The sequence below is a fragment of the Bacillus sp. ISL-35 genome, from assembly GCF_018613355.1.
Taxonomy (GTDB): domain Bacteria; phylum Bacillota; class Bacilli; order Bacillales; family Cytobacillaceae; genus Mesobacillus.
Map to the genome: position 1 here is coordinate 158,140 of NZ_JAGGQK010000014.1, position 22,049 is coordinate 180,188.

The following is a 22,049-nucleotide window of genomic DNA, read 5'->3' on the forward strand; positions in this document are numbered from 1 at the left end:
TATCAATAGGATACACTTTAAGCGAAAAATAATCTCTTTTTAAATTGCTAATTCATACATGTAATAGAAAATAATCGGGTCGGCCTAGTTAAATAGTAACAAATAAAATTCCGTTGTTTTCTAGTCCCGCATTTAATATTCTTTTGAAATTCGAGTCAATTCAAAAAACTCTTTCTCTGGTTTCATCCATTTTGTTCCCTTATCAGAAACAAAATAAATCCCTTCATCAAGGTCATAATAGACAGTAATAGTCAATCCACCAAACTCAATAGTGCTTTTCTCTCTATATAAATGTTGTTGACTTCCTGCATCTGGTGCTTCATTGATCATCTCTCCAATTTGGCTGATTATTTTCCTGTCAGTCATCTTGAAGCAATCCTCACTTCGGTCCGGCTGCTCATTTATACAGACCTCAGATACCTCAGATTCAACCCATTTCATGGCTTTTATTGGTACCCTTTTATCGTATGTGACTTCCGTTTGGTCCATATTCTTGAAATATGATCCGCTGATTGACAATACCCAATCAGTCCCTTTCTTTTCCCAGTTTGAGATAAAGCCGGCTCCATCTTCATTTGAATCCGGTGAGGCCTGCTGCATAATTAAACTCCACCCATTTTGCGGAAGCTCCTTCTCGTAAAACTCCATGACCTGCCGCCAATGATCACCATTTATTTTATAGACTGGGCTATCTGCTTCCAGCCCGCTATAGAGGGGAATATCCTCTGTGCGTTCAGGTATCAGCTCAAGCCCTTCGTATTTTTCTTTTTGGATTTGTTGAAAATAAAATAGTAAGGCAGCTAACAAAAGAACAAAAAAAATCAACCATGGCTTTCTTCCAACCTTCAAGGCAATCCCTCTTTGCTTTTTTCCTTTATAATAATGCAAAAGATGGTAGAATAGAATACTCAAAATTCATTGAAAAGAAAGTGAGGTGGAAGAGTGATGACAAAGAGTAGAGAAGGCAAGAATCGGATTGATATCAAACCTGGTTCAAAAGTAAATATAGTCCTTAAAGCAGACCAGAAAACAGGAAAACTCACTCAGGGCATCGTTAAAGATATCCTGACCAATTCGAACACACATCCACACGGAATCAAGGTTAGGCTGGAAGACGGTCAGGTTGGACGTGTAAAAGAAATCCTGGAATAAAGGATATTCCCTCCCCGTTACCGACCGCATAAAAAAAAGCATTAAAGGATGGCACCTTTAATGCTTAACTTCTTTTTTCTCTTACTTTATCAACGATCAAGTTATTCAATCGCGGTGCGAGCTGGAACAAGATTGTTCCGATAAAAGCAATCACCAGAATGTAGATACTTGCGAAAACCTTTAATTCACCTGTCGCCAGCGCAGCGATGATTACGGAAAACTCCCCTCGCTGAGTCAGGGATAACCCTGCTTTTAACGAATCACTTCTGGACAGCCCATACCATTGTCCTCCTATGAATCCAACAATTAATTTATGGAGCAATGACCACACTACGAGAACGACCAGCAGTCCTAAATAAGGAATATCGCTCGTCAATTGAATGTGAAGACCAAAATTCAGGAAAAAGAATGGAAGGAATATATTCCTTACTGGCAATGCTGCTTTTTCAACCTTGTCCTTTATTGTTAACTCAGAAAGCATCATACCAGCGAGGAAGGCACCGATTACCTCAGATAGCCCCAGCATTATGGCAACTCCTCCGTAGGTGAGGGCAATTCCGGCAATCAAAACGATGAATATGTCATCCTGGTTAATTTCTTTTAGAATTGATTCTGCCTTTTTAAAGACAACTTTTGCAAAAAACACGGCAATCCCGGCGAGAATGCCTATCTTCAATAAAATCATTAAAAAATCAGTAACCGTCAATCCTTTACCAGAGAGACCAATAAGTACTGTTACAAGGACGGGAGCTATCAAATCCTCAAAAACCAGAATCAAAAGCATAAACTCGGATTCTTTATTCTCAGTCCTGTTCTTGTCCTCCAGCAGTTTTGCCGTAATCGACGAACTGGTAGCATAGACAATACCCCCAACGATCAAGGATGATACCCAGTCCAGTCCAAACAGCACGCTGATCCCAGCAGTTACAAAAACCCCTAGCACCACATCCAGCAAGCCGCCCTTCCAAACCCTGGCACTGTTGGATATCAACCTGTTAACTGGGAATTTCATTCCTAGAATAAAAAACAACAGGACTAATCCAATCTCCCCTGCCACTTCAATTACTTTGGATTCTTTAATAACTAAGGATAAAACCAGTCCAAGTAAAATATATAATAATATATCTGGAATTTTGATCAACTTGATGCCAACCATGCCGATCAGAAAAAGCACCAATAAAAATATTCCAATGACTAAGGTCAAATTCAATACCAAACATCACCTTTTCGTTTTTTAAAAAGCATTTACCTTCCTATTTTCTACCCAAATCATTACATTTCAACACTGGAAAATTGAACTACTCACTGACACGATGAGAACTATTGAAGATTCACACATTAAATGTAACCATACTTTCAAACAGTACATTTATTTTTTTTATGATAAAATAAACTATATATTCTATTCGGTAGAAAGACTAAGGGGGAAGAAATGAACAGCAGTCAAGAAGCAGCTCTTGCACGGCAGCAGCACAAGGGTATTACTAAAACAAAACTAGCTAAAAGAATCTTTTTCATCATTTTGGGAGCCGTCCTGATGGGAGTAGGAATTGAGGAATTCCTCGTCCCCAACAGAATTTTGGACGGCGGAATTGTTGGCATTTCGATCATCCTCTCACATTTAACAGGCTGGCGCCTCGGCCTCTTTATCTTTGTATTGAACATTCCTTTCTTTTTCATTGGGTATAAACAAATTGGAAAAACATTCGCACTTTCTACCCTTCTGGGAATCACTATTTTGTCATTAACAACAAGCTTTCTTCATGAAGTGCCTGTTTTCACTGAAGATTTGCTACTGGCCACCGTATTCGGAGGAATCGTTCTCGGTGCTGGTGTAGGCATAGTCATCCGCTACGGCGGATCTCTGGATGGCACTGAGATTCTTGCAATACTGGCGAATCGCAGACTCCCATTTTCAGTCGGTGAAGTCATCATGTTTTTTAATATCTTCATTTTTGGAACCGCAGGATTTGTGTTTGGCTGGGATCGTGCGATGTATTCGATTCTTGCTTACTTCATCGCTTTTAAAACAATTGATATCGTGATTGCCGGGCTGGATGAATCAAAAGCAGCTTGGATCATCAGTGACCAGCATAAGGAAATCGGTGAAGCCATCCTTGCCCGGCTTGGCCGGGGTGTAACCTATTTAACTGGTGAAGGAGCATACACCGGGGATGACAAGAAAGTCATTTTCTGTGTCATTACCCGTCTGGAAGAAGCGAAACTAAAATCAATTGTCGAAGAGCTTGATGAAACTGCATTCCTTGCTGTAGGAAACATTGCTGAAGTACGCGGGGGAAGATTCAAGAAACGAAATATCCATTAGTGATTCTTTACACCGCATCAAAAAGCGAAGCCCAGAGCATATCTGGGCTTTTGGTTTATCCATCAATAAATTTGACAGCCTCATCATTCTTCCGCTGGTGCTGCATCAACAGCAATTTGATAGGCATCAAGTAAATTGGACTTTTCACCCTCACTTTCAAGGCCAACGAGAAATTGGTCTTCACCATGGTCCTCAACTTTCATTACCACAGTGTCATCTCCATCTCTCAACATCGCATAAGATTTTCCATTCATTTCAAATAATGCTTCTACTTCGAACTGTCTCTCATTTCCCCTATCATCCCTTACGGTTACCAGATCCCTGACTGAATCGTGATCCATAGCTGCACACCTCCAACATTTAATGATTTTATTTTCCCCTTCTCTCACAATTGATATAAATTTTCATTTTATTCGATTGTTTGGCAGAAAATAAAACATCTAAATCAAAATTATGAATGAATTTAAAATAAACTTTTAAATCCCATTCTTCATTTTCATCTATATAATATTTCTCACACACGTTATTTGGAGGTGCCCTTCTTGAAGACAGCTGGTATCATTCTTGGCTCAATCATCGTTTCATTCGCATTCAACCTATTCCTGATTCCCCATGGAGTCATGAGCAGCGGAATCAGTGGTCTTTCCATCATTTTATCGATGCTAACTTCCGTCAACACAGGTATTTACAATTTCCTGTTGAACTTTCCCCTGCTGGTTATTGGTTATTTGAAATTAGGAAGAAAATTTATTTTATACACAATCCTTTCCGTCATTACAATCTCCATTGCACTTTATGTTATACCCGTATTCAAACTAGCGGAAGATCCGATTCTTTCTTCCATTTTCGGAGGGGCAATCGTCGGTTTGGGAATTGGTATAATCTTTCGCTCGTCAGGTTCATCTGGCGGATTTGATATCATCGGCATGCTTCTTACCAGACGTAAAGACTTCCCGATGGGAACACTTTTGTTTGCAATGAATTCTATCGTCATTTTGCTATCAGGCTTCTTATTCAGCTGGGATGCGGCATTGAATACTCTTGTTTCCATTTTCGTACTGGGAAAAGTGATAGATAAAGTGCATACCTATCACGTGAAGCTTACTTTGATGATCATTACCAGAAAAGGCGAGGAAGTGAAGCAGCATTTGCTTAAAAATGTCTATCGCGGTGTGACGGTTGTCGACTCTGTTGGCGGATACTCCAATGAGAAAAGCAATGTCATCATTACGGTCATTTCCCGGTATGAACTTACCGAAGTCAAAACACTAATAGAAGAAATTGATCCAGAGGCGTTTGTGAATATAACAGAAACCCTGGAAGTAATGGGCCTTTTTCACCGAAAACAACACTAAACCCCAATCAAGAAGCCGGAAAATCCGCTTCTTGGTTGCCCTCTGAAAATTTACAGGAAAAATCATCTTGAAATTTTTCTGGATTCGTCATATAATAATTAAGTCGCTGAAATGCACAAACCAATATATCATGTCCCAGTAGCTCAGCAGGATAGAGCAACAGTTTCCTAAACTGTAGGTCGGGAGTTCGAATCTCTTCTGGGACGCTTAAAAACCTTGATCATGAATCAAGGTTTTTTTATTTGGTCAGATAATATTAATTTTTCAACTTTTCCGGTTTGCCTAGTCGCTTACACTCTATTTTCACTTTCTTTGATTTTATTTATTTTTTGTTATAAATAATGCTTAATCTTCCATATATTTTTTATCTTTTTAATCAAAGTTCGTTCTTTTGATAATGAGAACACATCAAATTTTTGACGAAGACCTTCCCCCAGAATATTAAAGGTTAAAATCGTATAAGTAATCGCTAAAGCCGGGAAAATGGGAATCCAGGGAGCTTTTATAATATCGCTCCTCGATTTTTCCAAAAGTGCCTGCCAATCATAGGTCGCTGAGGAAATTTCCAATACCCCTCCCTCAAGCATCAAAGTCTTTGAAGCTATGAAATATCCAAAGAGCGCAAGCTGGCCGATTAACAAAGTTACTCTGCTTAGGTCATTGCAGAAGTTAACGATCATGATTTGTGAAATATTTGGCAGATAATAGTTCAAAAATAATTTAAACGGACTGTTTCCTATAACAATTCCAGCTTTGACATATTCCTTTTCAGACAAATCATGCAAATCGTTTGAGAGAAGGGTACTCACTCTGCCAACTTCTATCAGTGCTAGTAGAAGAATGGACCAGTACATAGGCAGCATGGAGTCTGTTTCATTCTGCCAAATAGGTTTTGACAGCACCAAAATAATGATTGCTGAAAAAACGGCTGGCACGCTGCTGAATAATGAATTCCAGCCATTCGAAATGATATTTGCTAAGCCACGTTTTGGTGAAGAAAGGATCGCTAACGGAAGGGCAATCAAATACCTAAGAAAAGTAATTAAAAATATGTAACGCAATGTGTCTTTAGTCCCGATGATAAGCAGGCTTAACATATCCCTGCCGTCACTGTCAGTACCAAGTGGATCTTCAAATGATGGAGGGAATGGTGCCCTTGCCATCGCTCCACCCTCGTAAAACCTCATGCGGCTGTCAGCAGGACTTGGATTCACAAATGAAAACTCTTCACCAAACAACGCTAGAAACACAAGCAATCCCAGCATCAACAATCCCAGCAAAAAAGACCAATTCTTTTTCATCACTAACCCCCTGCTTTCTCTCTATAACTAAGGCTCAATAAAAACAATTTTTATATTTTGGGTGTGATATTTATGAGCACAAACAGAAGACAGATAAAGATTAATATAAAAAGATACCTGATTCCCGTCATCATGATTTTAGCGATTGGACTAAACTTTTCAGCAATGTATTTATGCTGCAGCAGGATACTTAGCAATTGGGATAAGAACAAAACCAGCATAAAGCATATGGAAAACTCGACAGCCAGGCCCATCTCATTATGTTTGGGATCGTTACTGCGCTGAATTGCATATAATAATCTCCATGCCGCTCCTTTATAATCCAGCAGCCACTCGACCATCAATAAGTTCGACAGGATATATGTCATGACCGAGGGAATATGCTGGGTAATTGTTAACATACATTTTTTCAAGATGTGTTTCTTAATCACAGCCTTTTCCGGAAACCCCATTGCCCTTGCCGTTCGAATATACATGGCGCCATCCTCATTTGATAATGCTGCAGAAGTTACTCTCGCAAGATACATTAGCGGGTACAATGCGACCAATACTGAAGGAAGAAGAAAATTGTACCATTCCTCACCCCCGAACCAGTCGATGAACCTAAAATGGTACAGGACGATCCATTGCAGGGATAAGATGAGAAAGAAATCCGGCAATGAAGTTACAAACGACGTTAGACCATGGCCGAGGCCAGTCAGTACATTTTTTTTGCGATAATCAAAGATTCCTTTTGCAATCCCAAAGGGTACCGCTAATACAAACGCTGTGATAATGATGGGCATACTCTTGAACAAATATGTATCAACTGCAGCTTCAAATTGTTCACCAGTCCTTGTTGTGCCTAAAGATCCCTCCGAAACAGCCAAGAGGAACAAGTCATGCATCTTTTTGACTATTTCTTCAATTGGAAACAGGGACTGCATCTTCCCAAAGAAATAGGTGATACTCCCTGCTCCAAAGTAAAAGCCGATCCCGAGAAAGATTACGGTCAAATAAAGAATCGTAAGTAAATCTCTTCCAATATATTCCTTTTTATACATCTTACGTTCCCTCCCAACCTTCCATAATTCAGGTTATGAAAAAGAGATAAGGAGAATGTATCTATTTCTTGCAAAAATTTATTTTTGTGCTTATCATTTAAACTTTCTTTCTAAAATTTTGTTTCAAAGAAATACTAGTTTTTGATAAGTATATGGAACTAAAGCCTATTAAAATCGTCTATATAAGTGGTTAGATAAAAGCTAACGATTGAATGGGGATTAAAATGAACTGTTTGTGGTATTTATACACCATGAGCAATTCAGCAAGGGGGATACGACATGAAAAATAAAAAGAAAGATTTGCCTTATCTATTACTTTTACTGGTCATGCCAGTATTGGGCATGATTTACAAATTAATAAATAACAATCCCAGGGAGGCAGTAATCCTTTCAACTGACTTGGACAAAATGATTCCCTTCCTTCCGATTTTTATCATACCCTATATCATATGGTACGGTTTTATTTTAGGCTATTTGGTTTATTTTTGGTTTAAGGATACACGTGTTTATATAAAGACATTGACTTTGATTGTCGTGGGAGAATTAATCTGTTTCCTGATCTATTTCTTCTTTCAAACAACCGTCCCCAGACCAGGATTGGCAGGAGATGGAATCCTTATCGACCTCGTCGGAATGATCTATAGCCATGACCAACCCTTCAATGCTTTCCCTAGTATCCATGTGTTGACTACATTCACGATCATTCTTGGCAGTCTACACATTCAAAACAAGCATATCATCCACAGGATTTTCATACCTTTAATGGGATCATTGATCATCATCTCGACGCTTTTCGTAAAACAGCACTATATCCTTGATATGTTTGGCTCCATGTTCTTGACTTCTTTCATCTACGGCATTGTTTTTGATGTATTGGAGTTCAAAGTGGCTAAAGGATCGGAAACAGTTTACGTAAAAGAGTAAAAAAACAGCAAGGCCACAAAAGAGCTGGAAAACACAGCCCTTTGTGGCCTTCTTTATTAATCTGAATCTTCGTCACTTCTAACGTCGGGTCTGACAGGGTATAATTCTTCGGATGCCTCTGTTTGGAATCGGTAATTTGCAGCGTTATATTGTTCTCCCTCTTCAAAAACACTCCTTGATACGTATTTATGAAAAAAGTACTCAGTTACAGCAATTCCGGCGGCAGCAAATAGCGATGGAAGCAGTAAGCTCTCTCCATAGGTCAAGCTTTCTCCTACAATCCAAATGATCATAAAGGCAAGTCCAAAATCTGCTAAAGTTGAAATCGTATTATTTGTCTTTGGCAAAAGGAATAGATCCCCTATTACATATGAAGCTATACTAAGGACCAGGGAAATCAATAGTACATTAGTAAATGACATATCATACATCATACCAAGGATGACATACAGCAGCGCCAGGCTGACGAAGAACTTTATCCCTATAGCTCTAAGGTGTTCCAAATCCATCTCCTCCTGTGTTTAAGATTAATCTTATTTTGCTCGATTTGCTTTATTCCATACTTTTTTCTGCAAAACAACGGAGATCAAACCAATTAAGAAAACAACAATAATGCTGATAAAGAAACCCATTCGTATGGTCTTCTCAGCCAGAGTACCTGTAACTGCAGCCAGAATAAGGACTATGCCGAATATGGAGAGTGTTTTCCCCCATACCTTTAATTCAACTAATTTAAGTCCTGACAGAATAATGAAAGCCCAGTTGAATAAAATCAGGATACCTGCGGCAGTAGTAATATACTCATAAATTTTTCCAGGAAGCAGCAACGCGGTAATAATGGAAGCAATCAGTCCTACTACTGCGAGTCCCAGGGAAGGAAGCGGCAATTGTTTCCACTTTTCGATTTTCCTGGAGAAAATCTTCGGAGCATCGCCATCATCAGCCAGTGTAACGAGCAAGGTTGTCACTCCAAATAAAGAAGCTGTCATGGTCGAAAAACCTGCAAGAATGATTGCCGCATTGAACACATGCGGAAAGAATTGAAGCTTGTATTGACCGAAGGCAGTTACAAATGGACTTTCCTTATCGTTAAAAGCTCCGTGTGCAGCCAGAATGACTGCAAGGCCCAATGAAAGCACATACACAATGACCAGTAAAATGAGCATGATCACACCCGCTTTTGGGGCATCTTCTTTCTTCTTCAATCTTGTCGCCATCAATCCGATTACCTCAATTCCTCCATATGCGTAAAAAGCGTAAATCAGTGATGACCAAAAGCCTTTAAGTCCACCAGGAAAGAGTTCTTGTACTGAGTTTGGTGTATGCACTTTATGCGTTTGAAGATTGAACAATCCGAATAGAGCCGCAACGGCAATAAGTATAAACATAATGATGGCTGCCGTTTTAATAATTGCCAGCAAATCCTCGACCTTATCAAAGCCTTTATTTCCAGTTAAGACAACGCCGATTGAGAGAACTGCATAACCAGTTGCAAAAATCCATAGAGGGATATCAGGAAACCAGAATTGGGACAAAATCGAAAGAGCAGTTAGCTGGCTTCCCATGATCAGGATATTGGAACTCCAATAATTCCAGCCGCAGCTGAAACCAGCCCATTTTCCGTAAGCCTTATTGGCATAATAGCAAAAAGAACCATCCTGTGGGTCTTCCGCAGTCATTTTTGCCAATAAATTATAGACCAGGTAAGTACCAATTGCCGCAAGGATAAATGAGAAAACGATGGAAGGCCCGGTGATTTTTATTCCAATGGCCGACCCCAGGAAAAAACCTGTACCGATTGTACATCCCACACCGATAAGGGACAATTGCCACCACTTCAGATCTCCTTCATTTGATTGATCCCCGCCTTTCGATTTAACAGACGGCAGAAAAAAGTCCATTCCCTTCTCCCCTTTCTCGATAAGTATTATCTTTCGAGAATCGACCCGATATTATGTATTAAGTGTTAAGTCAAAAAAAAAGCCGATTCCTTAAGGAACGACTTTTTTTGTGTTAATTTTTGCTTTTATCATTTTCCGAGTCCTTGCTCAATCCAGTCATCGTGCGATACAACTGTGTATACATGCTGCCTTGCACAATATTTTCCAGAAAGAATTCACCAACTAGCTCTTTATACTCCTCATCTTCAAACATTTTCTTATTTTGAAGCTCCATTTCTGCCAACCCTTCATAGGTGGAAACCAACACATAGGTATGGTCTTCTCCTGATATAGGGGACAAGAGCTCAACCCTATGGTCATACTGTTCGTTTCGGAAATTTTGAATCAAGCGCAGATTCTTGATCCCCTCCGGGAACTTATCTTGTTTCAATTCAAATGTTTGAATAACAATGACTGACATATCCTATCCCCCTGTAAAATGGTCGATAGGTTTAGATTTTTCCAAAGCAAGAAAATCTATTCATACCTAGTCAGGAGGTTTAATGATTAAGAGCACCCTGTTATACTTCCCTTCTCAAAGCCTTAAGCACATCTACTTTTGTAGCTCTCTGTGCCGGACGCAAACCAGACAGGATTGTGACCAGGTAGCAAATAATGAAGCTAATTATTGGCAAAGTATAGGGAATATGGCTAAATATTAAGCCCTCAGGCGGTTCTTCGCCAAATGCCTGTCTGATAATGATTGGAAGCCCAAAATTAACCATTAAACTGATAGCGTAGGCGACAAGCGTTCCAATCGCTGCTCCAATCAAGCCGATATAGCTGCTTTCCAGGAGAAAGATTTTTTTGATGGTCTTTGGATTGGCACCAATCGCTTTCATGATCCCAATATCCGGGGCCCTTTCAGTAACGGCCATGGTCATTGTATTATAAATTCCTATCGAGGCAATGATGATGGCGATCGTTCCGATGAAAATAAGGCCAGCCTTCACGATCGTGAACATTACATTCACATCCTTCAATTCATTAATGACTGAATAGGATGGATAATTGTTTTCTTCTAGCTTAACGGTAATATCTTTAACTGCTTCCATATCTTTAGCGTATATTTTAACCTCGTCATATTGGTCAGCCGGTATGTCTGGCTGCTCCATGTCCGGGTTGTTCGGGTCCTTCATCATTCCACGTGGCGTTCCTGTAAACTCCTCAACCTGCTTCAATACTCCATTGGAAACAAACACAACATTATCATAGACCCATTCCTTCGTGGGCTTTTTACGGATTCCTGCAATGGTAACTTCCAGTTTCTCCTTTATTTCTTTGCCATTTTCAAACTTAATGACATTCATGCTGATTTTCTTGCCGACCAGTTCGCCTTTGTATTTGTATTCTTCTTTAATCTGTCCTTTTTCATTATATACGTCTTCTGTTGCATCTCCATTAGGTCGCAAATCTTCAACAAAATGGTAGCCAACAAGCACTTCATGATCCGATTTTGGCAGACGCCCTTCTGACAATTCTAGCCCTGAATTCATTTCAGAAGGCATATCGGCAACCACAGCCCGCGCATAGGTCTGGTGTTCACCAACTTCAAATTGATAATCCTGGAGATTTTTCCGTCTGGTAACAGCTTTAACATCCTTAATTTTCTCGAAAAAAGCGACATCTTTTTCGCCCAGCTGTTTAAACCCATTTTGAGGGTCCTCTTTCCCGGGAACTTCAATCTCTGTCACAATCCTTCTTTCCAGAGTTTCTTTCACGATCGATTTATGAAGCCCGAACCCTACAGAAGCAAGTACAATCAGGAAAGCAACACTCATCGCAGTGGCAAGAATGGTCATGAACAGCCTTGTCCTGTTCTTTTTCATGTTTTGCCTGACAAAACGGAATTGGTCTTTAAGCCTCATTTGCCATTACCTCCTCAACAACTCTTCCATCCTTTAATTCAATCGTTCGGTGTCCAATTTTTGCAACCTTGTCATCATGAGTAATTATCAAAAAAGTGATGCCAAGTTCCTTATTCAACTTTTTGATAAACCTAAGCAAATCCTCTTCGGTTTCCGAATCCAGACTGCCAGTCGGTTCATCCGCTAGAATAATCGGCGGATTGACTATCAGGGCGCGGGCAATACTCACTCTTTGCTGTTGACCACCTGATAGTTCTCCGGGGTAATGATCCTGATAGTCTGCCAATCCAACCATATCCAGAATTTCACTTGTCCGAAGTTTTCTTTCTTGCTCTTTCACACCTTTTAAAATCAATGGCAGCTCAATATTTTGATATGCAGTCATACTTGTAATCAACTGAAAGCTTTGGAAGATGAAACCGAGATGCTGGATCCGGAAATCTGCAAACTTCGCCTCAGACAATGTCGATGTCTTGATTCCATTAATGGCTATTTCCCCATGTTTCGGTCGGATGAAGCCACTGACTAGATTAAGCAGTGTTGATTTTCCCGAACCGCTTCTGCCAACAATGGTGACGATTTCCCCTTTCCTAACTTGCAATGAAACATCCTTTAAAACAGGGATGACTGTCTTCCTCCCTTTTTTACCAATTTCGAATTCATGACTCAAACGGTTTATTAAAATCATACTCATACTCCTCATACATTTTTTTGAATATTAAGCATTATCTACCAGTATGAAAGGTGAAAAAAAATAGGCGATTACTTTCATCGCCTAAATCCTTTATCAGGCTGGATATTTCTCTAACATGACTTTTTTCAATTGTTTCCTGGCTCTATGCAGCCTTGTTTTGACCGTTCCTGATTTAATGTTCAACTTACTGGCAATCTCATTTTCCTTTAAGCCATACTGAATTTTGAGTACAAGCACCTGCTGATATTCTTGTGTCAAAAGATATAGAAGATGCTGAATTTGCTCCTTGAACAGAAGTATTTCCACTTCCTTCTCTAGAGATTGTTCAACGTCGTGGTCGCTAAAAATCTGCTCCATGATGCTTTGGTCTGAAGGAAGCCATCTTCTCCGCTTTTCTGCTCGTAAATAATCAATTGCTGTCCTGGCAGCTATTGCCGCAAGCCATGAACCGATCTTATACTCGTCAACAATGGTATCGGCTTTTTTATATGCTTTTATAAAAGTTTCCTGGACCACGTCTTCAGCTAAATGTCGATCTTTAGTAATCCTGAAAGCGATTTGCTGAAGCTTTTTGCCATGTATCCTATAGAGTTCGTCAAAATCAATATAAGCCATATCGATCCCCCCTTGCCCAGAAGCTGAATCTCATTTCAACTTCAACCTTTCCTGTCTCTATTTGTTTATTTTTTAGGCCCTGTTAAACAAGGCTGTTCTTTTTGATTTCAGGCGCATCACTTTCCGCTGCAATATCTCCATTGCCGTTTTTAAAGCGCCCTATTTAAAGTACTGCTCAATAAACGGTGGAACATTTTTACTGCTGAATGTCCGGATTTCTTTGTGGTTTCCTGTCTTGTAGACAAAAACAGCGGTATAAGGTTCCTCATTAAACCAGCCATACCCTGCTTTTTCGATTGCAGTACGCAAATGGTCCTCATCCGTTAATTTCAGCGTATTTCCATCCTTCAATATTTGATTCAATAATTCTTCTTCTGGATATTCTTTGAATTGATCTGCTTTTATGGATTCATTTGTCACGACAATATAGTCCAAATCCTTTGGAGTCACCATGGCTTCCTCAAGCATGCCGTTTGCCTCCAGCCAGGTGATGAAGCTTGAATAAGACTGTTTTAGTTCTAAATTTTCATAGTTATTGATGCCGGACATGATTTCAATCAATGACATATTCCCGACTGGATAGGAGTCCAGAGCATATGGTTCCCGCTCAATTTCTTTCCTAAGGATTGATATGGCCTGTTTAATTTTCTCTTTGTCGGTAATTGTCAACGGAACGTCGGTAATTTTCTTGTTAATCCTGATGGAAGTAATGTCTTCAATTTTTATTTTGAAAACTGGATTATGAGCATGCTTATACTCGATTGATTCATAAATCTTTTTTAATTGTGGTACATAATCGTTCGGATCGATTGTGTACTGGCGGACCAATTTGTCTCCGTTTTCTAATTCATAGATAAAAAGAGAATATTCCTGTGATTTCATTCCCTGTTCATTTGTTTGTTCATTTTGAATGATACTTTTATGAAACTCCCTTACAGCCTCTATGTTTTCTCGCTGAAACATTGGTTTTGGAGCATAAGGGTCATTCGGATCGGAATAAACATTGTTCGCATAGATGACACTTTTGATGTCATCAAGTGCAGGCACCTTTTTCTCATAAGGAGCAAATGCTTGCGTGATCATGATCAAGATTGCCAATACAACGGCATAGGACACCAGACCCCTTCCCCTGCCAAATACCCTCCATGTTTTCTGCAGAACCATCTCGGCAGTGAAATAACCGATTGTCCCCCCGGCAGCATAACCGAAGATCAGCCAGGCGAATTCATTTTGCATGGCATCGAAATACATACCGCCCAGGAGCGTCATGCAAAACGCAACTCCAAACTTAAAGACCTTTTTTAGGCCATTAAAAGCAATGGCTTCTGACGCTGATTCTATATTTCTCTTTTTATAGATTAATAGAGACAATATGTAGGCTGCTATCACTATGACTATATAAAGGAGTACTGCCTGAGCAGATATCGATTTACTCTCAAGCAAGGCTAGGTGAGAAATCGGTGAAAGATATTCAATATTCCTGATTTGAAAATAATCACTAGGAAAACCATATAACAACAGACCAAGATTATAGATTGCCAGCAAAGTAAAGCCTGCCGGGAACAGCAGCATGATATAGGTTAAAACTCCCTGGACCACCGATATCCCAGTAACCATTGCCATCAATACTCCGGATAGGAAAAATACAGCATTATATAAAATGACGATTCCGGTCCAACTGAGAATGTCACCAAGCTGAAAATATAAATCCAACCCTAATGCACCGTGGATGATAACCGTAATCAAAGCAATCAATACGACTGGGATAATCAGAAATACAAACCCTGTCAGTGTATAAAAATGGAAAATATTTTCCCGTTTCAAAGGCAAACTATGCATTAAATCAGCTGCCTGTTTAACATGCAGGAAACGGTAAAGAAAGATTGCCATCACCACAGGTACGGTGATGATCATGACTAACTGTATCGCAAACTCGAAGTCAAATAATCCTTCTGCAGGTGTAAAATAACGGTAGTCATCACCGGAATAGTGCATCATGATCCTTAATGGTATGGCGAAAAATAACGCAAGAAAATAGATGACGGATATCCAGCCGATATTCCTTCCAACCTGGAGGATCATTTCCTTATTAAACAATGATATTTTTGATGGCATAACCGATATCCCCCATCTCATAAATGAAGATTTCTTCTAAGGTCAATGGAAGCAAGTCGAAGATGACAGGGTGAGATTGATTGAAGACCTTTACGATTTCTTCTTCTTTCCCCCGGATGATACATACCATTACGCTTCCTCTTTTTTCGCAATGGAGCATTGTCAGGCGTTGTTCGAGATATTCCGGTGCTTCTCCCTTATAGGCAACCTGTACTTTATGAATATCAGACTTAAGATCATCAAGGTCTTTTTCCAAAAGCAGTGAGCCTTGATGCAAAATTCCAATATGGTCACAGATGTCCTCGATTTCACGCAGATTATGGGAAGAAATCAAAATGGTCATTTCCCGATCTGCCACATCCTGAATCAATAGGTTTTTAACTTTTTTCCTTGCCACTGGATCGAGCCCATCCATTGGTTCATCAAGAATCAAAACTTCTGGCATCGCGGATAATGCAAGCCAGAATGCTGCCTGCCGTTGAATTCCTTTTGAAAAAGTGTGCAATTTCTTTTTCATGTTGAAATCAAAGACTTGAGCTAATTTTAAAAATCTTGCTTCATTCCAGGATGGAAAAATACTTTTATAAAAATTCGCCATCTGCCTTACCGTGTATTGAGGAAAAAAATAAGGCTGATCGGATATGTAAAAAACTTTTTGCTTTAATGCCTGGTTTTCATATATGGCATTTCCTTCAAGCAACACTTTCCCCGAATCCTGTCTGTAAATCCCGGCAAGCAATTTAATGATGGTCGTCTTACCTGCTCCATTGGAACCGATTAAACCATAAATTGAACCTTTATTGATTGTCATATTGACGTTTTTTACAGCTTCTTGTTTTTCAAATGCTTTATTGATTGCGATCATTTGAATCATCCTGTCCGTGTCCCCCTTTCATAGCTTCCAGGCTTTTGACCATTTCATGGAGTTCCTCTGCAGATACGCCAAGGTATAATGCCTCATGCAGGAGTTTTTCCAAGTCCTGCTTCACCTGCAGAATCTTATCGACATCTTTCCCAGTCTCCATGGGCTTAACGAAACTCCCCTTGCCTTTTAAAGAATAAATGAACCCCTGTGTTTCCAGTTCTCTATATGCCTTCTGGATTGTATTCGGATTTATAGTCAACTGCTGTGCCATCTGTCGTACGGAAGGCAATTGTTCATCAGGTTTGAGCACTTCATTGATGATCAACTCTTTCATCTTATCCACCAGCTGTTCGTATATCGGTTTTCGGCTTCTCAGGTCAAGCTCAAACATAATGACCCCCTATCTGTACTAAGTGTACTATTATTATTAATACAGTTAAATTATATGCCAGCCTCTTCCAAAAAGATAGGGGGAATTTTCTTAATAAATTCTTAAGAAAAATTAAGAAATGCGAGCATGCTGATTTCAATTTAAAATTTCCTCTCAGTGTAATATTACACAATTATTAACATTAAACTCAATAGTTATGATGGAAATTTTCGGAATCTCTCTCTTCTGCAAAAAAAAACACCCTAGCATTCAGCTAGAGTGAAAATGAATAGTGTATAAATTTTTCTTTGTCTATGTGGTCTTTTGTAAATAAACATCTCTCTAATACTTTTTGTGAAGGCATGTTGTCTAATGTTGTTTTTGCTTGCAATTCAGTTACTCCCATTAACGCGGCTTCTGACTTCAGCTTTTCGAGTGCATTGACTGCAACTCCTCTGCCAGTGAATTGATTGCCTACTCGATAACCGACATGACCTATTCTGGTTTCCCAATCAATATCAACGAGATTCATCCTTCCAATGATTTTACCACTTTCGTTCTTTATTGCATAAAACAGAGACGTTTTATTTCTCTGCTCTTCCATAAGAGCTTCGAATATATGGATGAATTCTTCATATACGAAATATGAATCAGGTCTTGCCGGAACAGACTTCTCGAAAAACTCTTTGTTTTCTTTCTCAAAATCGAATAACGCCTTTGCATCAACCATTGATAATAACGACAAAATAATATTCATGATTTCACCCTTTCGATCCTACTTTTCCTCAAACTTCGGGCACTATCCCGCGCGGTACAATATAAAAAACCAGATGTGATGAATGTATTTCGACAAAATTTAATAATAATCCTTTTCGTTTTTCCAAAAAACACCATCAATCCCAAAATACATGAAACGTAATTTGTTTATCCATAATATTACGGGAGGTGAATTTCTATGAAATGGTTGCTGGCAATAGGAATTATATTATCGAGCAGTACTACGGACAGCCATGATGATATCTCAATTATCTGGGAAGATGAGCCGGTTGCAGAAGTACATCGAACGGATTTTTCCATTCCGTGGTTCGGATTCCCCATCCTTAACCATACATTGCTTGACACATTGAATAAGCAACTTTCCAATCAAATTAAAAAAGAACCGAAGAATGCAGGACTTGATGATTATGGAAATATCATTCCTGAAAAGGTTGGATACATTCTTGACGAAAAAAAATTCAAAGAAAGATTCGCTGAAAGTTTTTTCGATCACGGGCCCACGCGAATCCTTGTCCCGACACTTAGCGTGTACCCCAAGGTCGATAGTGAAATAATCTCCAACATCCGGACAAAACTAATTGGCCATTACATAACCTATTTCAACAGTGCCAATAAAGAGAGAACCCATAATATCTCCCTTGCTGCAGAAGCAATCAATAATCATGTCGTGTTTCCTGGCGAAATATTTTCTTTTAATAAAGTTGTCGGAAAAAGAACAGCTTCCCGTGGTTACCAGCCCGCACCGATCATTGTGAGAGGAGAACTATCGGAAGGGATCGGCGGAGGCATATGCCAAGTGTCTTCAACCCTTTTCAATGCTGCAGACCGCTCAGGTTTAAAAATTCTCGAACGATACTCACACAGTAAGCAGGTCCCTTATGTCCCTCCTGGGAGAGACGCAACTGTCAGCTGGTATGGCCCGGACTTTACATTTAAAAACAAACATAACCAGCCAATCTTGATCAGAGCAAAAACCTATCCTGGAAAAATGGTCGTCTTAATTTATTCATCCGAGGAAATCAATGTAGAAAAACGTAAAGTGCCGAGTACGGATAGTAATGCCATCATTCTTGAAGAACCATTATAAGTGTCAAAAGGAATCCTATTCAATTAAGGATTCCTTTTATTTTACAGGAAAACCTTTACATTAGAGTAAATAATTCCGTAAACTAATGGTAATAGATGGTTTCAACCTAGCCCAAACTTATTATGTGAATATCAGTTCTTCCTGCCCATACATCAAAGCCAAGGATTTAATCAAAACGTTTGAAGATCTGCAAATCTCAAGAAACTAGTTTTATAGAAATATAATTGCATAGGATGTGAGAAATTTGCCTAAAAAAAAGAATACAACACCCATTCGAGTCAATGTTTTGTTCTTTTCTGTTTTTCTCCTTTTTTCACTGCTGGTCCTGCGTCTCGGGATTGTTCAGATTGTACATGGTGAGGACTATAAACGGGAAATCAACCGGAAAGAAGATGTTACCGTCAATAACCCCGTGCCGCGAGGAAGAATGCTGGACAGAAATCTGAAGCTCATTGTGGACAATAAACCTCTGAATGCTATTACATATACCAATGAAGGTGCCTCCCAGGAGGAAATGCTCGATGTAGCAGCAAAGCTTGCCAAAATCATCGACAAAGATACTGATAAAGTCCGTGAAAGAGATATGAAGGATTTCTGGATGCTAAAACATCCGGAGGAAGCACAAGATCTGATAACGGAAAAAGAAATGGAGCTGTTCAGAAATAAAAAGCTGAAAAATAAGGATTTATATAAGCTCCAAATAGAAAGGATCACAGAAAAGCAACTTAAACAATTATCAGAACAGGATATTGAAGAGCTGGCCATTTTTAGGATCATGAACAGCGGTTATAAGTTCGTTCCGCAAATCATTAAAAATAAAGATGTCTCACAAGATGAATTTGCGATGGTCAACGAAAACCTGGCTCTCCTTCCAGGCGTCAACGCCACAACAGACTGGGACCGGGAGTATAAATATGAAGACACCTTCAAACCTGTACTAGGCAAAGTTACGACGAGCAGTGAAGGACTGCCAGCTGACAGGATTGATTATTTCATTTCAAGAGGATATACCCGAAATGACAGGGTAGGAAAAAGCTATCTGGAACAAGAATATGAAGATGTTTTGCAAGGCCAAAAAGAGCGGGTAATAAATATTACCGATAAAGCAGGCGCTCTGTTGGAAAAAGAATTAATCTCAGAAGGCCAGCGCGGGAAAGATTTAATTCTAAGTATAGACATGGACCTGCAAGTTGCTGTTGAAGAAATCATCGAAATGGAATTATGGGCTGCCAAGAGGTCACCAGGAACAGGACTGCTGGACAGCGCTTATGTCGTACTGATGGATCCCAATACTGGTGAAGTATTGACCATGGCCGGAAAAAAGATCGTAAAAGATAAAAAAACGAAAGAAATGCGAATGGAAGATGACGCATTAGGTAATATCATCAACACGTATAATGTTGGATCCGTCGTCAAGGGAGCGACCGTACTGACTGGTTATAAAACAGGTGCAATCCGTCCTGGAACCCCATTCGATGATCGGGCTTTGGACATTAAAGGTACACCGATAAAGAAATCGTACAGTTATTTAGGTGTCCTGAATGATATCGAAGCTTTGAAAAGGTCCTCCAACGTTTATATGTTCCATACGGCAATTAGGATCGGGAATGGGGTCTATCGCTATCAAAAGCCATTGAATCTGGACCCACAGGTTTGGGATACGATTCGCAACTCATTCGCTTCATTCGGTTTAGGTATCAGGACAGGAATTGACTTGCCCAGCGAACAAACCGGTGCAAAAGGCGCAAACTCTCCAGTCGGTAAAGTACTCGATTTGGTCATTGGTCAGTATGATACCTATTCGAATATGCAGCTAGCCCAGTATATCTCTACGATTGCCAATGGAGGACACCGGATGCAGCCAAGGATTGTAAAGGAGATCCGTGAACCAGCCATGAACGGCGATCCGGTTGGACCTGTTTATAAATCCTTCTCCCCAAAAGTTCTCAATGATATTGGCATGGAAGAACAATGGCTTGCACGCGTCCACACTGGCTTTAAAAAAGTCATGCAGGAACCAGGTGGTACAGCTTATCGAAATTTTGGCAATGCCCCCTATTCACCGGCAGGAAAAACGGGTACAGCCGAAGCCTTTTATGATGGCCAGTATAGAGTAAAAGGTGACCCACTCATCGAAACAATGAATATTAGCCTAGTTGGCTATGCCCCTTCGGAAAATCCGGAAATCGCCATGGCGGTCATCGTTCCATGGGCTTACCAGGGCAGTGTTGACCACGGAGCCAATAAAAAAATAGGCCGTGCGGTGATGGACGCTTATTTTAACATGAAAAACGCCTCCCAACAGCCGGCGGATGAATAATAAGAAAAGCTGTGCCGGCTGGCACAGCTTTTCTTCTGTTTTTACAATTCTTTTGCTAGAGAAGGCTTTTTCATCTCAACACTTTCAAATGCTGCACCAATTTTCTCTTCAGCCTGCGCAAATTTCTCATCGGCTGCTTCCATTGCTGGAGCATCCTTCTTCAGCTCTTCAGCTTTCATATTATATGATTCTGCAAGATCTTTAATTGCAGCTTCAAGGTCTGCTTTTTGATCCTTCAATTCAGCAGGAACTTCCAGGCCTTCAACTTTACTTGCAACTGCAGCTGCTGATTCACTTGCCGCTGCTTTATCTTCAGGTGTCGGCTCTTCTGCACCTTCGTATGCATTCAGGTCTGCATCTGCCTCATTGATTGTGTTTACAACGCTCATGTAGAATTTGTACATAGCGCTCTTAGGGTTTACAGCCGGCTTTTCAACTTTTTCCGTTTCAGCTTTTTCTGGTTCTGCTTCTTTGTCCGCTGAACATGCTGTCAATCCAAGTGCAAATGTAATTGCTGCAAATAAAATCCAAAACTTTTTCATCCTAATACTCCCCTTCAATCTATATATATGCTTGTAGTGAAAACGAAATTTCACACAGCTTTTTCATTATAAAGGGATTATTTAACAAAAATCAATTTTTTTATTTACTTTTTTAAAAAAAGTCCCCACTTACATGGAAGCAGCAATGCATTATCTTTTCATCGCTTTACCATGGTAATGAAATCATTCGTTAATGTTTTTAATTCTGATTCCTTCCTGAATCCGATGTTTTCATATAATTTAATGGCCCTTTTATTGAAATTCGCTACTGTCAGCCTAAGTGGGTGGTTTTGTCTGCTGCACTCCAATTCTTCCAATACAAAAGAAAAGAATAGATAACCATATCCTTTTCCAGTCATCTCTGGAGCCATCCCTATCCCTATATCGATTGCCGTTTCACGATAAACCCCTTCCGCTCTTCCTGCAGGAACTTGCGCGGAAGGTCCTGTGCAATAAAAACCGGTTAATGAACCTGCCTCATCTACTACGGCACGGTAACCTTCATTCAAAAGCTCCTCTATTGATTCCTCACTGACATCATTATTATAGAAGTCATAAGGAGTGTCATACTTCCAGTTCAGAATTGTTACTGCCAGGTCTCTATTCATCTTTTCGCTCACGAATTCCAACTCTATGCCCCCTCTCTTTCATTTTTATGGACAAACATAAATTTCAGCAGGAAGCATAAAATTCCTTCTTTAAGAAAAAAATTTTGCTGATTTGTCATTAATTTGTAATATCAGGTTTAATAGATT

Annotated in this window: 23 protein-coding genes and 1 tRNA gene; 7 read left to right on the top strand and 17 right to left on the bottom strand. The window is 39.7% G+C overall.

Annotation, left to right across the window (positions count from 1 at the left end):
• Nucleotides 1–132: 132 nt before the first annotated feature.
• Nucleotides 133–849, bottom strand: coding sequence for a hypothetical protein (locus J7E38_RS18410; protein ID WP_214708629.1), 717 nt, complete (start codon nucleotides 847–849; stop codon nucleotides 133–135).
• Between the two features lie 96 nt (nucleotides 850–945).
• Between J7E38_RS18410 and J7E38_RS18415 the strand changes: the two genes are divergently transcribed.
• Nucleotides 946–1,152: a YwbE family protein gene (locus J7E38_RS18415; RefSeq protein ID WP_214708631.1), complete on the top strand. Its 207-nt coding sequence runs from the start codon at nucleotides 946–948 to the stop codon at nucleotides 1,150–1,152.
• Nucleotides 1,153–1,216: 64 nt separating this feature from the next.
• On the opposite strand, the gene J7E38_RS18420 is transcribed toward J7E38_RS18415, so the two are convergent.
• Nucleotides 1,217–2,362: a cation:proton antiporter gene (locus tag J7E38_RS18420; RefSeq protein WP_214708632.1), complete on the bottom strand. Its 1,146-nt coding sequence runs from the start codon at nucleotides 2,360–2,362 to the stop codon at nucleotides 1,217–1,219.
• A gap of 222 nt (nucleotides 2,363–2,584) precedes the next feature.
• Between J7E38_RS18420 and J7E38_RS18425 the strand changes: the two genes are divergently transcribed.
• Entirely contained in the window at nucleotides 2,585–3,478 is an 894-nt protein-coding gene (locus tag J7E38_RS18425; protein WP_214708634.1) for a YitT family protein, read from the top strand.
• An 83-nt stretch (nucleotides 3,479–3,561) separates the two neighbouring features.
• On the opposite strand, the gene J7E38_RS18430 is transcribed toward J7E38_RS18425, so the two are convergent.
• Nucleotides 3,562–3,819 carry a DUF1292 domain-containing protein gene (locus J7E38_RS18430; RefSeq protein WP_214708636.1) on the bottom strand — a complete coding sequence of 86 codons (258 nt, stop codon included), beginning with the start codon at nucleotides 3,817–3,819 and terminating at the stop codon, nucleotides 3,562–3,564.
• 201 nt (nucleotides 3,820–4,020) lie between these two features.
• Between J7E38_RS18430 and J7E38_RS18435 the strand changes: the two genes are divergently transcribed.
• A complete protein-coding gene (locus J7E38_RS18435; protein WP_214708638.1) occupies nucleotides 4,021–4,833 on the top strand; it encodes a YitT family protein in 813 nt (270 codons plus the stop codon).
• Nucleotides 4,834–4,965: 132 nt separating this feature from the next.
• Nucleotides 4,966–5,039 (top strand) — tRNA-Arg (locus J7E38_RS18440).
• 126 nt (nucleotides 5,040–5,165) lie between these two features.
• On the opposite strand, the gene J7E38_RS18445 is transcribed toward J7E38_RS18440, so the two are convergent.
• Both J7E38_RS18445 and J7E38_RS18450 read right to left on the bottom strand, forming a co-directional pair.
• Nucleotides 5,166–6,134, bottom strand: coding sequence for an ABC transporter permease (locus J7E38_RS18445; protein WP_214708641.1), 969 nt, complete (start codon nucleotides 6,132–6,134; stop codon nucleotides 5,166–5,168).
• Nucleotides 6,135–6,184: 50 nt separating this feature from the next.
• The gene (locus J7E38_RS18450) at nucleotides 6,185–7,177 is read right to left on the bottom strand and encodes an ABC transporter permease subunit (protein ID WP_214708643.1); all 993 of its coding nucleotides are present in this window, start codon (nucleotides 7,175–7,177) and stop codon (nucleotides 6,185–6,187) included.
• 279 nt (nucleotides 7,178–7,456) lie between these two features.
• Here J7E38_RS18450 and J7E38_RS18455 point away from each other — a divergent pair, with 279 nt between their 5' ends.
• On the top strand, nucleotides 7,457–8,101 hold the full coding sequence (locus J7E38_RS18455; protein ID WP_214708645.1) for a phosphatase PAP2 family protein: 645 nt from the start codon (nucleotides 7,457–7,459) through the stop codon (nucleotides 8,099–8,101).
• A 56-nt stretch (nucleotides 8,102–8,157) separates the two neighbouring features.
• Here J7E38_RS18455 and J7E38_RS18460 read toward each other — a convergent pair whose 3' ends face one another.
• From J7E38_RS18460 to J7E38_RS18505, 10 genes are all read right to left on the bottom strand, one after another.
• The gene (locus J7E38_RS18460) at nucleotides 8,158–8,604 is read right to left on the bottom strand and encodes a YndM family protein (protein ID WP_214708647.1); all 447 of its coding nucleotides are present in this window, start codon (nucleotides 8,602–8,604) and stop codon (nucleotides 8,158–8,160) included.
• A 30-nt stretch (nucleotides 8,605–8,634) separates the two neighbouring features.
• Entirely contained in the window at nucleotides 8,635–10,002 is a 1,368-nt protein-coding gene (locus J7E38_RS18465; protein ID WP_214708649.1) for an amino acid permease, read from the bottom strand.
• A 112-nt stretch (nucleotides 10,003–10,114) separates the two neighbouring features.
• Entirely contained in the window at nucleotides 10,115–10,462 is a 348-nt protein-coding gene (locus J7E38_RS18470; RefSeq protein WP_214708651.1) for a hypothetical protein, read from the bottom strand.
• A gap of 100 nt (nucleotides 10,463–10,562) precedes the next feature.
• Nucleotides 10,563–11,909, bottom strand: a complete 1,347-nt coding sequence (locus J7E38_RS18475) for an ABC transporter permease (RefSeq protein WP_214708653.1) — start codon at nucleotides 11,907–11,909, stop codon at nucleotides 10,563–10,565.
• On the bottom strand, nucleotides 11,899–12,597 hold the full coding sequence (locus J7E38_RS18480; protein ID WP_214708655.1) for an ABC transporter ATP-binding protein: 699 nt from the start codon (nucleotides 12,595–12,597) through the stop codon (nucleotides 11,899–11,901). Before J7E38_RS18480 ends, J7E38_RS18475 begins: the two co-directional genes overlap by 11 nt.
• Nucleotides 12,598–12,696: 99 nt before the next feature.
• A complete protein-coding gene (locus J7E38_RS18485) occupies nucleotides 12,697–13,218 on the bottom strand; it encodes an RNA polymerase sigma factor (RefSeq protein WP_214708659.1) in 522 nt (173 codons plus the stop codon).
• 159 nt (nucleotides 13,219–13,377) lie between these two features.
• Nucleotides 13,378–15,333, bottom strand: a complete 1,956-nt coding sequence (locus tag J7E38_RS18490) for a DUF6449 domain-containing protein (protein ID WP_214708661.1) — start codon at nucleotides 15,331–15,333, stop codon at nucleotides 13,378–13,380.
• Nucleotides 15,308–16,207 (bottom strand): ABC transporter ATP-binding protein, encoded by a 900-nt coding sequence (locus J7E38_RS18495; protein WP_214708663.1) that lies wholly within the window; start codon nucleotides 16,205–16,207, stop codon nucleotides 15,308–15,310. Before J7E38_RS18495 ends, J7E38_RS18490 begins: the two co-directional genes overlap by 26 nt.
• The gene (locus tag J7E38_RS18500; protein WP_214708665.1) at nucleotides 16,182–16,589 is read right to left on the bottom strand and encodes a GntR family transcriptional regulator; all 408 of its coding nucleotides are present in this window, start codon (nucleotides 16,587–16,589) and stop codon (nucleotides 16,182–16,184) included. Before J7E38_RS18500 ends, J7E38_RS18495 begins: the two co-directional genes overlap by 26 nt.
• 253 nt (nucleotides 16,590–16,842) lie before the next feature.
• The gene (locus J7E38_RS18505; RefSeq protein ID WP_214708667.1) at nucleotides 16,843–17,325 is read right to left on the bottom strand and encodes a GNAT family N-acetyltransferase; all 483 of its coding nucleotides are present in this window, start codon (nucleotides 17,323–17,325) and stop codon (nucleotides 16,843–16,845) included.
• 198 nt (nucleotides 17,326–17,523) lie between these two features.
• Here J7E38_RS18505 and J7E38_RS18510 point away from each other — a divergent pair, with 198 nt between their 5' ends.
• Nucleotides 17,524–18,432, top strand: a complete 909-nt coding sequence (locus J7E38_RS18510; RefSeq protein WP_214708669.1) for a VanW family protein — start codon at nucleotides 17,524–17,526, stop codon at nucleotides 18,430–18,432.
• 235 nt (nucleotides 18,433–18,667) lie between these two features.
• On the top strand, nucleotides 18,668–20,752 hold the full coding sequence (locus J7E38_RS18515; protein WP_483297184.1) for a peptidoglycan D,D-transpeptidase FtsI family protein: 2,085 nt from the start codon (nucleotides 18,668–18,670) through the stop codon (nucleotides 20,750–20,752).
• 41 nt (nucleotides 20,753–20,793) lie between these two features.
• On the opposite strand, the gene J7E38_RS18520 is transcribed toward J7E38_RS18515, so the two are convergent.
• Both J7E38_RS18520 and J7E38_RS18525 read right to left on the bottom strand, forming a co-directional pair.
• Nucleotides 20,794–21,294 (bottom strand): hypothetical protein, encoded by a 501-nt coding sequence (locus tag J7E38_RS18520; protein WP_214708673.1) that lies wholly within the window; start codon nucleotides 21,292–21,294, stop codon nucleotides 20,794–20,796.
• 158 nt (nucleotides 21,295–21,452) lie between these two features.
• Nucleotides 21,453–21,914 (bottom strand): GNAT family N-acetyltransferase, encoded by a 462-nt coding sequence (locus J7E38_RS18525; RefSeq protein ID WP_353049962.1) that lies wholly within the window; start codon nucleotides 21,912–21,914, stop codon nucleotides 21,453–21,455.
• Nucleotides 21,915–22,049: the final 135 nt, after the last annotated feature.

Coding starts and splice junctions, on each gene's coding strand:
- J7E38_RS18455 (WP_214708645.1), top strand. CDS start 7,457: ATGAAAAATAAAAAGAAAGATTTGCCTTATCTATTACTTTTACTGGTC.
- J7E38_RS18445 (WP_214708641.1), bottom strand. CDS start 6,134: ATGAAAAAGAATTGGTCTTTTTTGCTGGGATTGTTGATGCTGGGATTG.
- J7E38_RS18465 (WP_214708649.1), bottom strand. CDS start 10,002: ATGGACTTTTTTCTGCCGTCTGTTAAATCGAAAGGCGGGGATCAATCA.
- J7E38_RS18415 (WP_214708631.1), top strand. CDS start 946: ATGACAAAGAGTAGAGAAGGCAAGAATCGGATTGATATCAAACCTGGT.
- J7E38_RS18505 (WP_214708667.1), bottom strand. CDS start 17,325: ATGAATATTATTTTGTCGTTATTATCAATGGTTGATGCAAAGGCGTTA.
- J7E38_RS18450 (WP_214708643.1), bottom strand. CDS start 7,177: ATGTATAAAAAGGAATATATTGGAAGAGATTTACTTACGATTCTTTAT.
- J7E38_RS18480 (WP_214708655.1), bottom strand. CDS start 12,597: ATGATTTTAATAAACCGTTTGAGTCATGAATTCGAAATTGGTAAAAAA.
- J7E38_RS18495 (WP_214708663.1), bottom strand. CDS start 16,207: ATGATTCAAATGATCGCAATCAATAAAGCATTTGAAAAACAAGAAGCT.
- J7E38_RS18475 (WP_214708653.1), bottom strand. CDS start 11,909: ATGAGGCTTAAAGACCAATTCCGTTTTGTCAGGCAAAACATGAAAAAG.
- J7E38_RS18510 (WP_214708669.1), top strand. CDS start 17,524: ATGAAATGGTTGCTGGCAATAGGAATTATATTATCGAGCAGTACTACG.
- J7E38_RS18430 (WP_214708636.1), bottom strand. CDS start 3,819: ATGGATCACGATTCAGTCAGGGATCTGGTAACCGTAAGGGATGATAGG.
- J7E38_RS18500 (WP_214708665.1), bottom strand. CDS start 16,589: ATGTTTGAGCTTGACCTGAGAAGCCGAAAACCGATATACGAACAGCTG.
- J7E38_RS18490 (WP_214708661.1), bottom strand. CDS start 15,333: ATGCCATCAAAAATATCATTGTTTAATAAGGAAATGATCCTCCAGGTT.
- J7E38_RS18470 (WP_214708651.1), bottom strand. CDS start 10,462: ATGTCAGTCATTGTTATTCAAACATTTGAATTGAAACAAGATAAGTTC.
- J7E38_RS18425 (WP_214708634.1), top strand. CDS start 2,585: ATGAACAGCAGTCAAGAAGCAGCTCTTGCACGGCAGCAGCACAAGGGT.
- J7E38_RS18485 (WP_214708659.1), bottom strand. CDS start 13,218: ATGGCTTATATTGATTTTGACGAACTCTATAGGATACATGGCAAAAAG.
- J7E38_RS18520 (WP_214708673.1), bottom strand. CDS start 21,294: ATGAAAAAGTTTTGGATTTTATTTGCAGCAATTACATTTGCACTTGGA.